This window comes from Streptomyces sp. E2N166, from assembly GCF_003671715.1.
GTDB classification, from domain to species: domain Bacteria; phylum Actinomycetota; class Actinomycetes; order Streptomycetales; family Streptomycetaceae; genus Streptomyces; species Streptomyces thinghirensis.
In genome coordinates this window covers 61,845-79,967 of the sequence record NZ_RAIF01000027.1, presented here as the reverse complement: position 1 = coordinate 79,967, position 18,123 = coordinate 61,845, and the positions used below count along the sequence as shown (strand labels likewise).

Genomic DNA, 18,123 nt, shown 5'->3' with positions numbered 1-18,123 from the left:
GAGGACGTGACGAACGTGCGGGTTCCGGATATCTGTGCGGATTCCGTAACGAGCGTCACGTATGGGCAGTTGCGCGAGTGGGGGGCCGACCGGCCGTCGGACCGGCCGTCAGGCCCCGTACGCCTTGCCCTGTCCCTTCACCGGCTTGGCTCCGGCGAGGAGGTGGGCCGGGACGAGGTCACGGGCGGGCTCGGTGTAGCCGACGGACACGATCCGGTCGCCCCGGTACGTGAACGTCGTCAGGGACGCCAGCGTGCACTGCCGCTTGCGCGGGTCGTGCCACAGACGCCGCCGTTCGACGTACGACCGCAGGGTCCAGATCGGCAGCTGGTGGCTGACGACCACGGCCTCGTGTCCGCGAGCCCGGTCCCGGGCCGCGTCCAGCGCGCCCATCATCCGCACGACCTGGTCGACGTAGGGCTCGCCCCAGGACGGCTTGAACGGGTTGACCACGTGCTTCCAGTTGGCGGGCCGGCGCAGCGCGCCGTCGCCGATGCCGAAGGTCTTGCCCTGGAAGACGTTGTCGGCCTCGATGAGCCGGGCGTCGGTGCCGAGGTCGAGTCCGTGCGCCTTGGCGATCGGCGTCGCCGTCTCCTGGGCCCGCTCCAGCGGGGAGGCCACGACGTAGGTGACGTCGCGCGGGGCGAGGTGCTCGGCGACCCGGTCGGCCATGCGCCGGCCCAGCTCGGAGAGGTGGTAGCCGGGCAGCCGGCCGTAGAGGACGCCGGTGGGGTTCTCGACCTCGCCGTGCCGCATCACGTGGACGACGGTCAGCTCCTGGTCGGTGTCGTGGCTCACGCGGTCGCCTCCGCAGCCGCGCGGGCCGCCGCCGGGAGGGCGTCGGCGATGCGCTGGACGGCCCGCTCGTCGTGCGCGGTGGACACGAACCAGGACTCGAAGGAGGACGGCGGCAGATAGACGCCGTTCTCCAGCAGCGAGTGGAAGAAGGCGGTGAACCGGAAGGACTCCTGCGCCTTGGCGTCCTCGTAGTTCCGCACCGGGCCGTCGGTGAAGAAGACGGAGAACATGTTGGAGGCCGTCTGCAGCGTGTGCGCGACGCCCTCCTTGCCGAGCGCCTCGGTGACGAGGGCCTGGATCTGGAGGGAGGTGGCGTTGATCTTGTCGTACGCCGCCTCGTCGAGGAGCCGCAGCTGGGCGAGCCCGGCGGCGGTGGCGACCGGGTTGCCGGAGAGGGTGCCGGCCTGGTAGACGGGCCCCGCCGGCGCGAGGTGCGCCATGACATCGGCCCGCCCGCCGAACGCGGCGGCGGGGAACCCGCCCCCCATGACCTTCCCGAAGGTCATCAGATCGGGGACGACGCCCTCGACGCCGTACCAGCCGGCGCGGCTGGTCCGGAATCCGGTCATGACCTCGTCGGAGACGAAGAGCGCGCCGCCCGCCGCGCACGCGTCCTTCAGCCCCTGGTTGAACCCGGGCAGCGGCGGCACGACGCCCATGTTGCCGGGCGAGGCCTCCGTGATCACGCAGGCGATCTCGCCGGGGTGGGCGGCGAAGGCGGCGTGCACGGCGTCGATGTCGTTGTACGGCAGCACGATCGTGTCGCTCGCCTGGGCGCCGGTGACACCGGGAGTGTCGGGCAGCGCGAAGGTGGCGAGACCGGAACCGGCGGCGGCGAGCAGCGAGTCGACGTGACCGTGGTAACACCCGGCGAACTTGATCACCTTGGTGCGCCGTGTGAACCCTCGGGCCAGCCGGATGGCCGACATGGTGGCCTCGGTCCCGCTGGACACCAGCCGTACCTGCTCCAGCGGGGCGACCCGGTCGACCATCGCCTCCGCGAGAGCGACCTCTCCCTCGGCGGGCGTGCCGAAGGACGTCCCGCGCGCGACCGCGTCCTGCACGGCGGCGATCACCTCGGGGTGGGCGTGCCCGAGGATCATCGGTCCCCAGGAGCAGACCAGGTCGACGTACTCCCGGCCGTCGGCGTCGGTCAGGTACGGCCCGGTGCCGGACACCATGAACCGGGGCGTGCCGCCCACGGCACGGAAGGCCCGCACCGGGGAGTTCACGCCGCCGGGCGTGACGGCCGCCGCGCGGTCGAACAGAGCCTGCGAGGCCGGTGCTTCGTATGGATATGCCAGTTCGCTCATGACCTGCGACTTCTCCGACCTTCTCGACCTTCTCCGACGTATCGGACTCCGCTACGGACCCTCTCGGACCCCGCCCGACCTCTGGTTGCCCGGGGTGACCTCATTCAGGGTAGACAACCGCCCCGACCGCCGCGCCGTCTGCCAGACTGGAGCCCGTCCGCGCAGCTCACACAGGCGGCGCGGAGAGGGGCCGCCGGCCACCCCGGGACATATGACGGACATATGTTTCACGGCACGTTTCGGCGAGCGGCCGTGGGGGAGGTCACTGACACGATGATCGGGTTGCGCGGCGGGGGCCACGCGTCCTAGAAAAGCAGTCGGGTGGAGATATGCATCGCGGTGGCGGACTGGGCGAGGGGACCGACGACCTGGGTCCTCGACGTGCCCGGCGGGGAAAACACCGACGCGAGGCGGAGGAATCGACCGAAGCACGTCAGACTCACGGCACGCCGAGCGAACCCGACCGGTTCCAGGAGCGGGCCGACCGGCTGGGGGCGGGGAGCAGGAATGGTGGTCGGGTGGGGGTGACCTACAAGTACTTCGGCGCGCCCGACGGCGCGACCGCGGCCCGCGTCCCGATCTCGATGCGCCCCGAGGAACTCGGCGGCGACGAGCTCGGGATGAACGGCATGTTCACCAAGATCAAGCCGGAGACCATGGCCGCCATGGTCCTCACCGGCATCGAGGGCGTCCCCCTGCACAAGGTCCCGCCGCTGGAACTGGTCGTCCTGCACCCCGACTACGCGGTCGTGAAACTCCCGATGACCGTCGTCGACCCCCTGCGCGGCATCGGCGAGGAAGCGGTCGGCGCGGCAGCCTTCATCTGGTCGACGGTGCCGGACCGGGGCGGGCCCCGGGACGCGTTCAACGTGTACCAGTTGCTGCACGAGTGGCAGGACTTCAGCCACCGGCTGCACGAGGCGGGGCACCAGCCGTACTGCCTGGTGTGGCCCTGAGCTGGGGTTTCGTGAGGGGCGGGCGGGGTCTTCGGGCCCCGCCCTCTTCCATGTGGGCAGGGGCGCCGTCGGCTCCGCCTCCTCTGCTCTCGCTTCGGCTTCGGCTTCGGCTTCGGCTTCCGGGAGGGCACTGCTGCAACGTGCAGCCGGAACCTTCGCCTGTGCGGCACATTACAAGGGCAGATTCCATTTCGACTGTCCCGGAACAGGTCGGCACGGCGCCCGTTCCACAAGTCCTGGACCATGGCAATCTGCGGGCCAGCACGATGACTTGGAGCAGGAGGGAGACCGCTCGTGACGGCGAACGCCAACCCCACCGTCAGGAGACGCCGCCTGGGTGCCGAGCTGCGTCGGCTTCGCCAGGCCAGTGGGCTGAAGGGCTCCGAGGTGGCAGAGCGACTCATGGTCTCCCAGCCCAAGGTCAGCCATATGGAGAACGGCAACCGCGCCATCAAACCCCGCGACGTGCGCGATCTGTGCACGATCTACGGAGTGACGGACCCGCAGGTCGTCGACTCACTCATGCGGATGGCCCACGAGTCCGGACAGCAGGGCTGGTGGCACTCCTACGGCGACATCCCCCAGAGCGTGTACATCGCCCTGGAGACGGACGCCACCTCCCTCCACACTTACGAGTCCCTGGTCATCCCCGCACTGCTGCAGACCCCCGCCTACGCCACCACGGTCATCGAGGAAACCATTCCCCGACTCACCGCGGAACAGGCGGCCGCGCGCCTCAACGTGCGGTTGCGTCGTCAGCATCGGGTCTACGACCCGGCTCGCCCGCTGCGTCTGTGGGCCGTCCTGGACGAATCGACGCTGCACCGTGTCGTCGGCAGTCCCGACATCATGCGTGAACAACTGGATCACCTGAACGCACTCGCCACCGAGCCGCACATCACGGTGCAGGTCATCCCCTACGAAGCAGGGGCCCACCCGGGCCTGTCGGGACAGTTCTCCATCCTGCGCTTCGCCGACACCCCGGCGGCGGGAGTGGTGTGCCTGGAGCGGCACACCAGCGATCTCTGTCTGGAGAAGCCGTCCGACGTACAGCACTACGGCGTGCTGTACGACCACCTCCAGGCCCAGGCCCTCAGTCCTGACCGAACGCGCGACCTCATCAACGACCTCATCAAGAGGTACATCGACGTGGTGGACCGCCCCTGAGCGGTTCCCCGGGTCACCGCAGCCAGTCCCCGCGCGAACGTCGCCGGTCGTCACGGATGCGCTCCTGCCGGTCTCGGCGGCGGACGAAGTCGCCGGGCCCGAGATCACCTTCCATCAACCGCCCGGCCACGAGACCGACCACACCCAGGCCCAGTACCAGCAGAAACGCCCGGAAGTCTCCGAAATAGGCGGCGAACCCCAGCGCCATCCCCGCCATCAGGCCCACCACGGCTCTGCTCATCACATGCTCCTTCGCCACCGCCGACGACCTCCGCCCGCCTACCGAACCCGCGGGCCCTCTCCCTCTTCCTCGTCCTCATCGGGCAGTTTCACGTCGCTGACCAGGATGTTGACTTCCACGACTTCCCGGCCCGCCATCCGCTCCACCGCAGAGATCACGTTCTCCCGCACCGCACCGGCCACGTCCGTGATCGGGATGCCGTAGTCGACGACGATCTCCAGATCAACGGCCGCCTGCAGCTCTCCGACCTCGACGCCGACCCCGCGCGTGGCGGATCTGCCACTACCGGCACCCGGCACTCGTTCCCGCATGGATCCCCTCGCGCGGGCCGCCCCACTGCCCAGAGCATGGACGCCGGACACCTCACGGGCCGCCATTCCGGCGATCTTCGTCACCACTACGTCGGCGATGGTCGTCCGGCCGCGGGAACCGGGCGCTCCGCCACGCCTCACGCCGGTGTTCTCAGTCATCGGGATGCTCCTCCCTCACGAGGCCCAGCGCTCCTTGGTCGAATTATAACCTTTTCACCCTTTCCATCTCGAACTGGCGACCGAAAAGGAGAGCGCAGCGCGCTTACGCCGACGGCGCACAAAGCATCGACCAGGCGACCCTCCGCCCGGTCAGCCCGGTGCGGGCCGTACCGCGGCGCGCACCGCCGGGGCGATTACTTCCGGGCAGTCGGCCCCTTCAACCGTAAATACGAATTGAAGAATACTTGCGCGCATTGGAGTGCTGAAAATTCGACTGCGTACAACCCGCCTGCAATGAATGCTGCTTGCGCACATTTCTGCGTAATATTCCACCAATTCTCCAGGCTCCCCGGGCAGAAACCAAAGCCCGGCAGCCCACGGCCCCTCCACAGGGAATGGCCTCTCGAATGAAGCTGAAAATCCCCAAGGCAGCCGGATACCGCGCTTGGACCGGATGGCTGACCACGGGCCTCGCCGCGACGGTTGCCGCTGTAATGGTCGCTGTCGTGCCGACGCCGGCGCAGGCGATCGCGACACCCGTGCCCCTGGGCACGGCTGCCAGTTTCTCGGTTCTGGCAGGTTCCGAGGTCACCAACACCGGTCCCTCACTGCTCAGTCAGGATCTCGGGGTGAGTCCGGGGACTGCCATCACCGGGTTTCCGCCGGGCCAGGTGCTCGGTGCCGTGCACGCGGCGGACCAGGTAGCCAACAACGCCAAGAGCGACCTCGTCACGGCGTACAACAACGCCGCGAGCCAGGCCACCGACTTCGATCTCGCGGCGGGAATCGGTGCCGGCCAGACCCTGCTCCCGGGCGTCTACACCGCTTCGTCCGGTGTGGGACTCACCGGAGACCTGGTCCTGAACGCCGGCGGGAACCCGAACGCCGTCTGGGTGTTCCAGATCCCCGAGGCCCTGACGACGGCCTCCTCCAGCAGGGTGCTGCTCACGAACGGCGCCTCGGCATGCAACGTGTACTGGCAGATCGGAAGTTCGGCCACGCTCGGCACCGACTCGACCTTCGTCGGCACGCTCATGGCGCTGACCTCGATCAGCGTGAACACGGGGACGAACATCGAGGGCCGGGCGCTGGCCCGTAACGGCGCCGTGACGCTCGACAACAACAGGATCTTCCCGGGCAACTGCTCCACCGCGACCTCCGGCACCACGTCCGGTACCACCACCGGCACGACGACCGGGACCACGACCGGTACGACCACCGGTACCACGACCGGTACGACCACCGGCACCACCGTCGGCCTGATCGGCGGCGGCCTCCTGGGCGGGCCGCTCGTCACCGGCGGGGGCACCGTGGGGACCACCTCCGGGAACACCGCCGGCAACACGGCGGGCAACACGGCGGGCAACACCGCCGGGAACACCGGTGGGAACGACGTCACCGCCGGAAACACCTCGGGCAACACCTCCGGAAACGCCACCGGCGGTCACGACGGCAAGCCCGGTGGACCCGGCCACGGGGACGGTCATGGCGGCAAGCCCGGTGACGGCCACGGGACCGGCCATGACGATGGCGGCAAGCCCGGCAAGGGACACGGGGGAATGCCCAGCAAGCCGGACCACGGTTACGGCATGGGGCCCGAGGAGTTCCCCGGCAGCTACGGCTACGGCGACGCGCCGAAGAGCGCGGAACACGAGGAAGCCAAGAACTAGGCAGCCCATCGGGTTGCGATGAGCCCCTTCACCGGATGACGGCGCGCGGCGGAATCACCTCGATTCCGCCGCGCGCCGCCTCCGCGTCTCCCCATGAATACCGATCACGGACAGCAGACATGAAGGCAAGGTGGGCGGTGTCCAGCCGAATCGAACAAGCGGACGTGCAGGAACGTGAGCAGTCCGACTCCGAGCCGCCGCGGAAAATCCGCGGTGGATCAGGCGCGGCCGGACCACGCCTCGTAGGCGTGCGCGTGCTGAAAGCGGCACTGCACACGACCGTGTTCCTCTGCCTGACCGCGACTCTGGCCCACGTCGTGCTCGTCTTCTTCCATGTGGCACCGCCCAATCCCGTCTCCAGACGGTACAGCCAGCACATCGACGCATGGGTCTACCCGCTCTTCGAACAGAACTGGCGACTATTCGCGCCCAATCCCGACTCCGTCAACCGGCAGGTCCTGGCGAGAACCGCGAACGCCGGCCCCCAAGGGGCCATGCAGGTCAGTCCGTGGTTCGACCTGTCGGCCGTGGACAGCGAGGCCGTCGAACACCAGGCGTTCCCCAGCCACACGGCACAGAACCTCCTGCGCCGTGCCTGGGCCACCTACACCGAGACCCATGGGAAGGACGACACGGCACGCACGGAACGAGCCGTGATGATCCAGAAATACCTGAACAACATCGCCGCGGACCGCATCACCGAGCACCGCGACGACAGCGGCCACGACATCGACTTCATCCAGCTCCGCGTCATCACGCTCCCCGTCGCGGCGCCCGGCTCCAACGCCGCGGACAGACCGCCGAAACCTGTCGAGAACCGACTCCTGCCCTGGTGGAAGGTGACCTCTCATGGGAAGTGAGCAGCTGCGCAAGCCACCCGCTGCGGCAATCAAGCTCGTCACCGGCCGGCCGGTATCCCTGTACGCCACGTCGGTGCTGCGCATCGGCTACGGACTGCTTTACCTGGTCTTCCTGCTCCGCGAATTCCCGCACCGCCACGAGATCTGGGGCCCCGGCTCCCCGTGGACCCCCACGCTGGCCGCGCAGCTCTTCGACCAGACCGGCTGGTACAGCTTCCTGCTCCTGTCGGACAGCCGCGCTTACTTCGAGCTGTGCTACGGGGTGGCTCTCATGACGTCCACGCTGTTCATGCTCGGCTGGCGGACCCGGGCCACGTCCATCGCGTTCGCCGTCGTGGTGACGTCGTTCCACGCCCGGTCGATCTTCATGACGGACGGAGGCGACAACCTGGTCCTCCTGATGTCCCTGTACCTCGTGCTCACCGCGTGCGGCCGACGCTGGTCCCTGGACGCACGCCGAGAGCGACGCACGGCGGATCGCACGGCCGGTGCAGCGACCCGCTCGAAGAGCCTCAGCCCAACCATGCGGCAGCTCCGGGACGCCCGCGTCACCCTCACCACCGTGGTGCACAACTGCGGCGTGTTCATCATCGCGGCGCAGGTCTGCTTCCTGTACGGATCGGCCGGCCTGTACAAGGTCCAGGGCTCGTACTGGGCCGACGGCACGGCACTCCACTACGTACTGCACCTCGAACTCTTCCAGCCGTGGCCGGAACTCTCCCACCTCCTGGACCAGTACCCTCTCGCCATCGCGGCCATCGGCTACCTGACCGTTCTCACCCAGGTCGCCTTCCCCTTCGTACTGTTCGGCAGGCTCAAGTACCCGGTCCTCGTACTCCTGCTGGGCATGCACGCCGGCATCGCGGTCCTGCTGGGTCTGCCTGTCTTCTCGGGCGCCATGATCATCGCGGACGCCGTGTTCCTGCCCGACCGCTTCTACAGCTCACTGCCCCGCCTGGGGCGCCGTACGGCACGGCGGCTCGGCGTACGGCTGCCGCGGCCCCGCGGGGAGGCGGGAGGTGGGGCCGTGCCTCCGCAGGCCAGGCCCGAGACCCTCGGCTCGAACCTGCGGTGACGGTTGACGGACGGGCGGACAGGGCGGCGCCGGCAGGCCGCCGTCAGCGGCGGCCCACGGGGAGGGCGCAGGCCGCGGTCCCGCCCGGCAGGCGGTCACGGTTGTCCGCGACGATCCTGTAGACGCCGTGCGCAACCCAGCGAAACGGCGGCAGGGTGAGCAACGCGCCGAGAACGGCCCAGCCCTTACCCGCCCGCAGCAACAGCCTGGCTACTGCCTGCGCACCGCCGTACACAGCCCCGGTGGGAGTGATCCACAACGCCTCGTACTCGGCCCGGCGCTGAGCGGCACCCAGAGAGGCCAGATCCGCGAACTGCCACGGGGTGATGGAGCAGTCGGGACGCAGCAGGCGTTCGAGGAAGGTGACTGACGTCGTGCAGAATCGGCAGTCACCGTCGTAAACCAGTACAGGTCGGGTCAGCATTGCAGTAATCCTGCCCTACCAGGACAGTCGGCCGGAAGAGGCCGACCGACAGAGCTTCCCGTGGTTCATCCTCACGAGCCGACGCGGCTTGACGAGCCTTGCCTCACCCTCCCCAGGCCGACACGCGTCATCGCCGATCACCGCGCGCAGGTACCGGGACTCCAGTACTCTCCCCCGCGTCCAGGAGCACGGAGGCGTACGCGTGCCGGGGGCGTGCATGCCGTCCTCCGGGGCCGCCTGGAGATGCCTCGCCCTCCGCACGCGGGGCGGAATCACGCCGGCGGCGGCCAGGGCTCGCTTCCAGGCACCCATGTGGAAGACGCTGCGGTTGTCGACCCGCACGGGCACTTCGGCAGCGGCCCGCCCTCCACGGCCATGCCGAGGATGCTGACCGCTCCGCGCGCGGGCACGCCACACGGTCCGCCCACGCGCCCCGCACGCACCCTGCGATTCCGGTTCATCCCATCAGGGTCGATCACACGGTTCTCGCCGCCTATTGACTCCTCCCACTCTCATGATCGGTCCCGACGACCAGGAAAGGGGGACCAGCATGCATCTGACTCCGCATGAGCAGGAGCGCTTGCTGGCCGACGGCCGTTTCCCCGCCGGCGGGCACGCCCATTCCGGCGGGATGGAGGCCGCCGTCGCCTCCCGCCGGGTCCATGACACCGCGAGCCTGGAGGCGTTCTGCCGGGGGCGGCTGCACACCGCAGGACTGGTCGCGGCCGGCCTCGCCGCAGCCGCCGCCGACGGCTACGACGCCCTCGCCCTCGACGAGGCCGCCGACACCCGCACCCCCGTACCGGCACTGCGCCGCATCTCACGCCGTCTGGGCCGGCAGCTGATGCGCGCGGCCCGGGCCACCTGGCCCAGCACCGACCTCGACCGCCTCGCCCGCCACCGGCCCCAGGGCGCCCACCAGCCGGTCGTGCTCGGCGTCACCACACGCGCCGCCGGACTCACCCCGCTCGACGCCGCACAGGCCGCCGCCTACGAGAGCGTGGGCGGTCCGGCGACCGCCGCGGTGCGCCTGCTGAGCCTTGACCCCTTCGACGCCACCGGCGTACTGGCGCGGCTCGCCGACGAACTCGACACCGTCGCCGACACCGCGGCCGACGCGGCGGGAAGGGCGGTGACGGAGGGGCTCACCGCCCTTCCCGCCGCCTCCGCTCCCCTGCTGGACATCACCAGTGAGCAGCACGCCGCCTGGACCGTCCGGCTCTTCGCCTCCTGACCAGCCCTGACCGTTGCCTGGAGCATCCCGTGCATCTCGACCACCCCGTGACCATGCCGCACCGCCACACCCACAGCGCCGAACCACTGCTCGCCGACGGCAGCCGCCGCGCCCTGCGCATCGGCTTCGGCGGGCCCGTCGGCTCGGGCAAGACCGCGACCGTGGCCGCCCTGTGCCGCACCCTGCGCGACCGGCTCTCCATCGCCGTGGTCACCAACGACATCTACACCCAGGAGGACGCCGCCTTCCTGCGCCGCGAGGCCGTCCTGCCGCCGGTGGAAGGGACCGTCGCTGTGGAGTAGGGGGACCGTCGTGGCGCGGCCGTTGTGGGCGGCCCGGATGCGGGCGGTGGCGGTGACTCCGGACGGGTGTGCCGGGGCGGGGTCGGCGGAGCGCCGGCCGTGCGCTCCACCGTCGGCGCGGAGGGGTGCGCCGGCCGGCGAACCGATCAAGGCCGGTGTCTACGCGGCGCTGACGTTCACCGGGTGGATCCGTCGGCGTGCCAGGCGGCGAGGCAGCCGGTGACCCAGTCGGCGACCGGCTGGACGCCGTCGGTGCTGGTGAGGCTGGTGAAGGCGTACGGCAGGTCCTTGCGCTGCTTGCGGGTGTCGGCCCTCATGCTGTCCAGGTCGACGCCGACGTAGGGGGCCAGCTGCGCCACCTCCTGGACACCGCCCTCGCCCACGTCTACGGCACACAGCGGCCGGAAGCCGAAGGCGAGCAGTAGATCCGTGAACGACGTGAACACCGAACCGAAGGACAGGAACATGGGACGAGCACTGATCGTGGTGGACGTGCAGAACGACTTCTGCGAGGGCGGCAGTGTCGCCGTGGCCGGTGGCGCCGAGATCGCCGTGAAGGTGCGTGACCTGGCCGAGCGCGCGGCGGAGGCCGGGTACCAGCACGTCGTGGCAACCCGCGACCACCACATCGACCCCGGGGACCACTTCTCCGACACCCCCGACTTCAAGACCTCCTGGCCCGTGCACTGCGTGGCCGGCACCCAAGGCTCCGACCTCCACCCGGACTTCCTCCCCGCCGTACATGCCGGAGCCGTCGATGCCGTCTTCTACAAGGGCGCCTACGAGGCCGCCTACAGCGGTTTCGAAGGCGCCGCCGAAGACGGGACGGGGATGACCGCGTGGCTGCGGGAGCAGGGCGTCACGGCCGTGGACGTCGTCGGAATCGCCACCGACCACTGCGTGAAGGCCACCGCCCTGGACGCCACCGCAGCGGGATTCACCACCCGAGTCCTGCTGGACCTGACCGCCGGCGTGAACCACGACACGATCGAGCAGGCCCGCGGCGAACTCCGGCGAGCGGGGGTCGAACTGACCGGCACGCCGGTGGTCGCGGAGGCTTAGCGAGGTCGATCGCCTCGCGGTGCGGATGCCGCCCCCGGCCGCCTGTCGGTACCCGCTCGTGCCGCGACACTCGCTCACCAATACCAGGTCCGATAATTATCGGAAGTTACTTTATGTCACAAAGTAACCTGATCGAGAGGTTGTGGAATGAGCTACGACGAACTGGCCACGACAGGCTCCGGCCTGTCCCTGTTCGGCATCGCGCTGGGGCAGACATGGCTGGTGGCCGTTGCCTTCGCCCTCACGCTCGGGGGCGCGCTCCTTGTCCGGACCACGTTCCGCCGGGGCAAGAGTGCGGATGAGGCGTAGGGATCAGGCCTCCTTGCGGGCCGAAGGGGGCCAGGCCGGGCTCCGTCTGCCCGGAGCACGGTACGTCCGGGTGGGCAGCAGAGGTGCCCTCGGTGGATTGCCCTTCGCGGTCGTCGTCGGCTGGGCCGTCTGGCATCTGCTGGAACTCACCCTGTGGCGCGGCAACGCCGATCCGGGTCTGGGTTTCGTCTGGCTGGTGTCCTTCCTGCTGCTGTGGTGGCTGCCCATCTGCTGGCTGGAGCGTCCGGCCACCGTCACGGAATCCGAGCGGCCAGGTATCGACGGACTGCGGGTGACCGTCCAGATTCCCGTGTACAACGAGGACCCGCAGGCTCTCCGAGCCTGTCTGGAGTCGGTGTTCGCCCAGGCCCGCCCGGTGCAGCGGGTGCGTGTCGTCGACGACGGCTCTGTCGACGGCGCTACGGGCGAACCGCTGCTCTACGACGCCGAACGCGCTTTTCTCCTCCGCCATGCCAAGAGGCACGGCATCGAGGCAACCTGGGACCGGACTCCCAACCGCGGCAAGCGGTGGGCCCAGATGCACGTGCTCTGCGAGGACGACGCCGATGTCTTCGTCACCCTGGACAGCGACTCCGTTCTCGACGAGCAGGCGGTGGCGGAAGGGCTGAAGCCGTTCGCCGATCCCCGGGTGCAGTCCGTGGCGGGACTCGTCGTCCCGCTCAACTCGAAGACCAATCTCCTGACCCGGCTCACGACGGTGTTGTACATCCCCTTCACCCGGGGCCTGCGCAGCGCGCAGTCCGTACTCGGCTCCGTGCTGATCAACTCCGGCACACTCGCCTTCTACCGTGCCGACGTCGTGCGCGAGCACGCCGGGGTCTACGAGCGGGAGACCTTCCGCGGTGTTCCGATGCAGATGAACGACGACTCCATGCTGACCATGTACGCGCGCTTGGCGGGCCGGACGGTGCACCAGCCGTCCGCCGTGTGCTTCACCCTCGTACCGGACAGGGCGCGGCACTACTTCCGTCAGCAACTGCGCTGGATGCGCGGTACCACCGTGCGGCACCTGTGGTGGCTGCGTCACATGCCGGTGCGCTCGCTGGCCTTCTGGATGCCTGTGGTCGAGTACGCCCACCTCATCCTGGCCCTGCTCGTGCCCGTGGGTGTTCTCGTCACCCCTCACCTGCGTGCGCAGTCCGGATCGCTGGCCTGGTACACGCTGATTCTCGGCTGCGCCATGAACTACCTCGTCAGCCTGCGCCTGTTCGCCATCCGGAGAACCGACGAGACGCTGGGGCATCAGGTCCTCATGTTCGCACTCTCCCCTGTTGCCGGACTGTGGCGGCTGATGGTGCTCCGCCCCCTGTACCTGTACGCCATGGCGACCTGCTGGCAGATCGGCAGCTGGGGCACCCGCTCCCGGGTGGAGGTACACGTGGCTCCCGCCCGGTGACCTGTGCGCGGTGGTCACGGGCGGGGGCGGGTCCGCCGCCTTCGCGGCTTCCTGCGAGCCCGTCTGATGCCCCTGGTCGAAAAGATCCCGGAGCTGTCGGGCGGGCGGCCTACGCCGGGAGCCCCGCCCGTACCCTCAGCGAGAAGCATGGCAAGCAGGTTCACCCGGTTGACCGTTGACTGCCACGATCCTGCATCCCGTCGAGGAGGGCCGGGCCAAGCGCCTCCCCTTCGCCGACACACGAGACCTCGCAGACGCTCGGCGCGGCTTCATGGGCGCCGCCGCGCTGCGACACGGCACACTGGGCGTCGACTGCTGGTCTGCCTTCGGTTTCCTCCTCGGACACACACCGTGGGGCGCCTACCCCGGCCACACCCGCGAGGACATCGGCAGCGGCGTCGGGTTCGCGCACAACGCGTTCATGCTGGAGGACGTGGAGAAGACTGTCCTGCGTGACGGCGCTGTCCGTGCGGGAACGGCAGGAGTGCCCGGATCTCGTTCCCCTCGCTCGACGGTCCCGCGGCCGATCGACCGGAGGTCGCGTTTCCCCAGATGTGACAGCGGTCGTACAGGCGCTTTCCTCGAAGACGACCGGGATGCCGACTCCACCTCGGGAGGCGGGCCCGATCAGCCCGGAGCGATACGGCTGAGGTGCTCCCAGGACCGGTACAGATCCGCTTGGGCCCGGTCCATCTCCAGGACGTGATCGAAGGACTGGCTGCCGACTATCAGTCGTCGGGGCGGGTTCGGCAGTGCGGCCAGCTCCATGACGACCGGGGCGGCGGTGTCCGGTTCCGGGGCCACGGCATCGCCCCACATCGCCTCCATCTCGGCGCGCAGGGGCTGATACCGCGCCAGGGGTTCGGTGTTCGTGGTGCCGGCGGTGAACAAGCCGGTGTTGTAGCCGCCCATCTGCACGATGGTGACCTTGACACCGAACCCTTCGACCTCCATCGCGAGTGCCTCGCTCACCGAGTCCAGCGCGGCCTTGCCCGCACCGTAGTAGCCGACGGTGGCCATGCCGCCGCCGCTGCCCATCGAGGTGACCTGGAGGAGCCGCCCGCCACCCTGGGCACGCAGGTGCGGAAGGACCGCCTGAGCCACCCACACGGCCCCGAAGAAGTTCACATCCATATGCGCCCGGATCTGCTCCTCCGTGGCCTCCTCCACCATGCCGTAGAGCATCGCGCCGGCGTTGTTGACGACGACGTCCAGCCTCCCGAAGGCGGCCGCCGCCCGCTCCACCGCGTCGAACACCCCTCGGCGGTCGGCGACGTCCAAGGGCAGTGGAAGCAGGTGGTCGGGGTACTCGTCGGCCAGTTCCTCCAGAGGACCGACGTCGCGGGCGGCACCCACCACGCGGTCGCCGCCTGCCAGGGCGGCCTCGGTGAAAGCTCGCCCCAGGCCGCGGGACGCGCCAGTGATGAGCCAAACCCTTGCGTCCGTCATGACGCGTCACCCCTAGCAAATAAAACGATACGTCTCGGTTCCTTTCGAGGCTAGGGCACCGCTCCGGATACTTCAATACGGCTCGTCTCGTTTCGTTTTCTGGGTAGGCTGGACGCATGTCCAACGAGAAGGGGCCGGACCACTCCCGGCGCAAGGAACGGTCCCGGCAGGCGATCCTGGCGGCCGCCCGCGCCCTGGTCACCGAGGAGACGTACGAGAAGGTCACGGTCGAAGCCATCGCCGCCCGCGCCGGCGTCGGCAAGCAGACGATCTATCGGCGGTGGCCGTCGAAAAGCGCGGTCGTCTTCGCCGCCCTGCTGGCTCTGAGCGAGGACGCGGACGGGCAGTCGGTCACGCTGCCGGACACCGGCGACCTCCAGGCCGACCTCAAGCTCGTCATGCGCGCCACGGTCGAGGAGTTCGCCGACCCCTCGTTCGACAAGCTGATCCGCGCTCTCAACACCGAGATCGCCAACGACGCCGCACTGGCGGCCGAGTACCGCGAGAAGCTGGCCCGGCCGCTGGACGAGGCGAAGAAGGCCCGCCTGCGCAGCGCCCAGAAGGCGGGCCAGCTCGCCCTCGACGCCGACCTCGACTTGGCCCTGGAAATGCTCTACGCGCCGCTCTTCCAGAGTTGGTTGCACCGTAGCCGTCCGTTGACGGCCGCGTACGCGGATTCACTTGTCGACGCGACACTCAGAGCTTTCGGCCCCGGAACAGGAGCGCGGTCGGCTCACTGAGCACCCGGCCCGTTCGGCGGGGCGCCGGCCGGTGGCTTCTCCGCTGTCGCGTGCCGGGCGTGCGCGCCGGTCGGACGGTGCGGCGGTCCGGCGGCGCGGTCGATCGCCGTCCCGACGGCGGCGATGCGGTCGGCGAGGAGACCGAGGGCGGCAACGGCGCGGGCCGGCTGGTCGTCCTCCGGGCCACCGAGGTCCCGGCCGCGGACGTAGGCGGCCCGTACCTCGGCCCAGCGGGCCGACTGTCCGCCGGTGAGTGTCCCGCGCAGTTCCGCCAGCTTCAGCAGGTTCTCCTCCGCTCCCGCGGTGAGGGTCTGGGCCTCGGCCCGGTAGTGGTCCTCGATCAGCGCGGAGAGTTCGGCGCTGTTCATGACCGGCTGGATCCGCTGGGCGATCTTGCGCATGTTGCGGTACGAGCCCTGGAGCCGGAAGGGCGGCTCGGTGCGGGCGGCGTCCGTCCGGGCCGCGGAGGCGATGTAGGCGGCGTTCACGGCGAGGACCGTCGCGCGAGCGGTGAGCAGGTGGCGCAGGACGGAGAGGACTCGTTCCAGTTCCGCCGGGGCGTAGGGGTGGGTGAGCCGGTCCGTCCGGGCCGACGTGTCGCCCTCGGCGAGGCGGAGCAGCAGGTCGAGGTCGGCGCGGTCGCGCCCGGCGAGCGGGGCGAGGACCGGGTTGGCGGTGAGGGCGTTCTCGACGAAGCTCAGCGCGAAGGTGTCCTGCTTGCCGGTGAGGACGTCGCCGAGGTTCCAGACGTCGGCGCGGTTGGCGAGCATGTCGGGGACCTGGAAACGGCTGCCGGACTCGGTGTAGGGGTTGCCGGCCATGCACACGGCGAAGCGCTTCCCGCGCAGGTCGTAGGTGTGGGGCTCGCCGTCCCGCACGCCGTCGACGCGGCGGGTGGCGTCGCACAGCGGGATGAACTTCTGGAGCAGCTCGGGCGAGGTGTGCTGGATGTCGTCGAGGTGCAGGAGGGTGTTGCTGCCCGCGCCCAGCGCGAAGTTGATCTTCTCGACCTCCTGGCGGGCGGTGGCGTTGGGGGCCTCGGCCGGGTCGAGCGAGGTGACGGCGTGCCCGAGCGCCGGGCCGCTGATCTTCACCAGCATGAGGCCGAGGCGGTCGGCGACGTACTCCATGAGCGTCGTCTTGCCGTACCCGGGCGGGGAGACCAGCAGGAGCATTCCGCCGGTGCCGGTGCGGTGTGCGGGGTCCGTGGTGCCGAGCTGTTTGGCGAGGCTGTCGCCGACCAGCGGGAGGTACACCTCGTCGATGAGCCGGTTGCGGACGAAGTCCGACATCACGCGTGGGCGGTACTCGTCCAGGCGCAGCCGGGACCGCTCGGCGGCCACCAGGGCACCGCGGCGGCGCTGGTAGGCACGGTGGCCGGGCACGTCGTGGGCGCGGAAGGCGCGGGTGCGGGCGAGGAGTTCGTCGACACGGACCGTGAGGGTACGGCCGGTGATACGCGGGTGGGTGCCGAGCAGGCCCCGCACGGTCTCCGTCAGCGGGGCGTCGCACGCGTAGCGGGGCAGGTCCGGGCAGAGTTCGGCGGCCACCGCTTCCGCCAGGTCGCCGGGCGTGGTGTCCGCGCCGGTGGACGTGGTGTACGCGGTGAGCCACGCCTCGACGAGCTGGCGGCGCGCGGCCGGGTCGGCGAGGGCGGTGAGGTCCTCGTCGTAGGCGGGACCGCCCACCGTGCGGCGGAACTTCTCCAGCAGGGTGCGGGTGGCGGCACCGAGGACGAAGCCGTCGGGGCCGGTGGTCAGCTCCTCGAAGAGGTAGGCGGCGCCGGCCTCCGCGTTCTCCCCTCCGATGGCCTGCGCCAGTTCTCCTCGCAGGTCGGCGATGGCGGGCGCGAGCCCGAAGGTGTCCCGGGCACGGGCCAGGGAGACCGCGCGCCGCTGCCAGTCGCCCCGCGCCCGGTCCGTCGTGCCGTGTGCCCAGAACAGCTGGGCGGCGGCGCGGGCGGCGGGCTCGTGGCACAGCGGACCGGCGGCCTCGTGCAGGCGCAGCAGGGCGGTCAGGATCAGGGTGGCGTCGTGGTCGTGGACGCCCCGCTCGTAGCCCTCGTCGTACGCCTCCTCCGCCGCGCCCCGTACCAGGGTGGCCAGGTCGTCGGTCTGGGCGAGGGCCGCCGGTCCGTGTGCGTCGAACAGGCGGGCGGCGAGGTGTTCGGCGCGGTAGACCTCGGGTGACTCGGACGGCAGGAGCCGGTCCCAGTAGGGGCGGGTGCCGGAGAAGTCCGGGTCGGTGACCGGGAACCGGTGGTCGGTGCCGGTCACGGCGAAGGCCAGGCCGTCGCCGTCGGGGACGAGGGTGAGGTCGAGGGGCTGGGTGTTGACGGCGAAGCGATGGCCGCCCAGGCGCAGGGTGCGGCCGTCGTCGGCGTACAGGTCGGCGCGGTCGCGCAGGGCGCGGGACGCCTCCTGGCGGGCGGCGTCGAGGCGGCCGTCGAGCTCCTCGGCGCGCACCGGGTCGCCCAGTTCCCGCAGTTCCGTCGCGGTGCGGCGCACCTTCGCGGGCATCGGGTCGGAGGTGAAGAAGGTCGTCACGGCGTCCGGGTCGGCGAGCGTCGCGGCGCGGCGGACCACCGTCCGCAGGACCCGGGCCGCCGAGTCCGCCAGGCGCTCGGCGCGGCGGGC

At 70.1% G+C, this 18,123-nt stretch carries 17 protein-coding genes and 3 pseudogenes; 11 read left to right on the top strand and 9 right to left on the bottom strand.

Translation table 11 applies throughout. The annotated features are described in order from the left end of the window. Positions 1–108 precede the first annotated feature (108 nt). Positions 109–756: a histidine phosphatase family protein gene (locus EBH09_RS20835; protein ID WP_121748672.1), complete on the bottom strand. Its 648-nt coding sequence runs from the start codon at positions 754–756 to the stop codon at positions 109–111. A 38-nt stretch (positions 757–794) separates the two neighbouring features. Next, positions 795–2,111: a glutamate-1-semialdehyde 2,1-aminomutase gene (gene hemL / locus EBH09_RS20830; protein ID WP_121748503.1), complete on the bottom strand. Its 1,317-nt coding sequence runs from the start codon at positions 2,109–2,111 to the stop codon at positions 795–797. 518 nt (positions 2,112–2,629) lie between these two features. On the opposite strand from hemL, the gene EBH09_RS20820 reads away from it, so the two are divergent. Together EBH09_RS20820 and EBH09_RS20815 are read left to right on the top strand one after the other, a co-directional pair. Then, positions 2,630–3,067: a hypothetical protein gene (locus EBH09_RS20820; protein WP_003974483.1), complete on the top strand. Its 438-nt coding sequence runs from the start codon at positions 2,630–2,632 to the stop codon at positions 3,065–3,067. A 294-nt stretch (positions 3,068–3,361) separates the two neighbouring features. After that, entirely contained in the window at positions 3,362–4,234 is an 873-nt protein-coding gene (locus EBH09_RS20815; RefSeq protein ID WP_121748501.1) for a helix-turn-helix transcriptional regulator, read from the top strand. A 13-nt stretch (positions 4,235–4,247) separates the two neighbouring features. Here EBH09_RS20815 and EBH09_RS20810 read toward each other — a convergent pair whose 3' ends face one another. Both EBH09_RS20810 and EBH09_RS20805 read right to left on the bottom strand, forming a co-directional pair. Next, complete coding sequence (locus tag EBH09_RS20810; RefSeq protein WP_121748671.1) at positions 4,248–4,475, bottom strand: hypothetical protein; 228 nt, start codon at positions 4,473–4,475, stop codon at positions 4,248–4,250. Positions 4,476–4,513: 38 nt separating this feature from the next. After that, positions 4,514–4,945 (bottom strand): Asp23/Gls24 family envelope stress response protein, encoded by a 432-nt coding sequence (locus EBH09_RS20805; RefSeq protein ID WP_121748500.1) that lies wholly within the window; start codon positions 4,943–4,945, stop codon positions 4,514–4,516. Between the two features lie 407 nt (positions 4,946–5,352). On the opposite strand from EBH09_RS20805, the gene EBH09_RS20800 reads away from it, so the two are divergent. From EBH09_RS20800 to EBH09_RS20790, 3 genes are read left to right on the top strand one after another with little or no spacing between them, the layout of a single operon-like run. Further along, a complete protein-coding gene (locus EBH09_RS20800; RefSeq protein ID WP_121748499.1) occupies positions 5,353–6,615 on the top strand; it encodes an ice-binding family protein in 1,263 nt (420 codons plus the stop codon). Between the two features lie 35 nt (positions 6,616–6,650). Then, complete coding sequence (locus tag EBH09_RS20795) at positions 6,651–7,475, top strand: DUF5819 family protein (protein WP_238697383.1); 825 nt, start codon at positions 6,651–6,653, stop codon at positions 7,473–7,475. Further along, positions 7,465–8,550 (top strand): HTTM domain-containing protein, encoded by a 1,086-nt coding sequence (locus EBH09_RS20790; protein ID WP_121748497.1) that lies wholly within the window; start codon positions 7,465–7,467, stop codon positions 8,548–8,550. Before EBH09_RS20795 ends, EBH09_RS20790 begins: the two co-directional genes overlap by 11 nt. Positions 8,551–8,593: 43 nt before the next feature. On the opposite strand, the gene EBH09_RS20785 is transcribed toward EBH09_RS20790, so the two are convergent. Together EBH09_RS20785 and EBH09_RS39100 are read right to left on the bottom strand one after the other, a co-directional pair. Further along, positions 8,594–8,974, bottom strand: a complete 381-nt coding sequence (locus EBH09_RS20785; RefSeq protein WP_121748496.1) for a DUF393 domain-containing protein — start codon at positions 8,972–8,974, stop codon at positions 8,594–8,596. A gap of 166 nt (positions 8,975–9,140) precedes the next feature. Further along, a pseudogene (locus EBH09_RS39100) lies at positions 9,141–9,304 on the bottom strand (site-specific integrase); the annotation flags it as partial. A gap of 220 nt (positions 9,305–9,524) precedes the next feature. On the opposite strand from EBH09_RS39100, the gene EBH09_RS20775 reads away from it, so the two are divergent. Together EBH09_RS20775 and EBH09_RS20770 are read left to right on the top strand one after the other, a co-directional pair. Then, positions 9,525–10,208: an urease accessory UreF family protein gene (locus EBH09_RS20775; RefSeq protein WP_121748495.1), complete on the top strand. Its 684-nt coding sequence runs from the start codon at positions 9,525–9,527 to the stop codon at positions 10,206–10,208. Between the two features lie 29 nt (positions 10,209–10,237). Then, a pseudogene (locus EBH09_RS20770) lies at positions 10,238–10,507 on the top strand (GTP-binding protein); the annotation flags it as partial. 179 nt (positions 10,508–10,686) lie between these two features. Here EBH09_RS20770 and EBH09_RS20765 read toward each other — a convergent pair. Beyond that, a pseudogene (locus EBH09_RS20765) lies at positions 10,687–10,860 on the bottom strand (urease accessory protein UreG); the annotation flags it as partial. 115 nt (positions 10,861–10,975) lie between these two features. On the opposite strand from EBH09_RS20765, the gene EBH09_RS20760 reads away from it, so the two are divergent. The 3 genes from EBH09_RS20760 to EBH09_RS20755 all read left to right on the top strand — a co-directional run bounded on the left by EBH09_RS20760 (position 10,976) and on the right by EBH09_RS20755 (position 13,298). Then, complete coding sequence (locus EBH09_RS20760; protein WP_121748494.1) at positions 10,976–11,572, top strand: isochorismatase family protein; 597 nt, start codon at positions 10,976–10,978, stop codon at positions 11,570–11,572. A 147-nt stretch (positions 11,573–11,719) separates the two neighbouring features. Further along, positions 11,720–11,881, top strand: a complete 162-nt coding sequence (locus EBH09_RS37935) for a hypothetical protein (RefSeq protein ID WP_193776445.1) — start codon at positions 11,720–11,722, stop codon at positions 11,879–11,881. A 70-nt stretch (positions 11,882–11,951) separates the two neighbouring features. After that, a complete protein-coding gene (locus EBH09_RS20755; protein WP_238697382.1) occupies positions 11,952–13,298 on the top strand; it encodes a glycosyltransferase family 2 protein in 1,347 nt (448 codons plus the stop codon). 627 nt (positions 13,299–13,925) lie between these two features. Here EBH09_RS20755 and EBH09_RS20745 read toward each other — a convergent pair. Continuing rightward, the gene (locus EBH09_RS20745; protein WP_121748493.1) at positions 13,926–14,747 is read right to left on the bottom strand and encodes an SDR family NAD(P)-dependent oxidoreductase; all 822 of its coding nucleotides are present in this window, start codon (positions 14,745–14,747) and stop codon (positions 13,926–13,928) included. Positions 14,748–14,863: 116 nt separating this feature from the next. Between EBH09_RS20745 and EBH09_RS20740 the strand changes: the two genes are divergently transcribed. Next, on the top strand, positions 14,864–15,487 hold the full coding sequence (locus EBH09_RS20740) for a TetR/AcrR family transcriptional regulator (protein WP_121748492.1): 624 nt from the start codon (positions 14,864–14,866) through the stop codon (positions 15,485–15,487). On the opposite strand, the gene EBH09_RS20735 is transcribed toward EBH09_RS20740, so the two are convergent. After that, on the bottom strand, positions 15,481–18,123 hold a 2,643-nt coding region (locus EBH09_RS20735), incomplete at its 5' end, for an AAA family ATPase (RefSeq protein WP_121748491.1). The genes EBH09_RS20740 and EBH09_RS20735 overlap by 7 nt on opposite strands.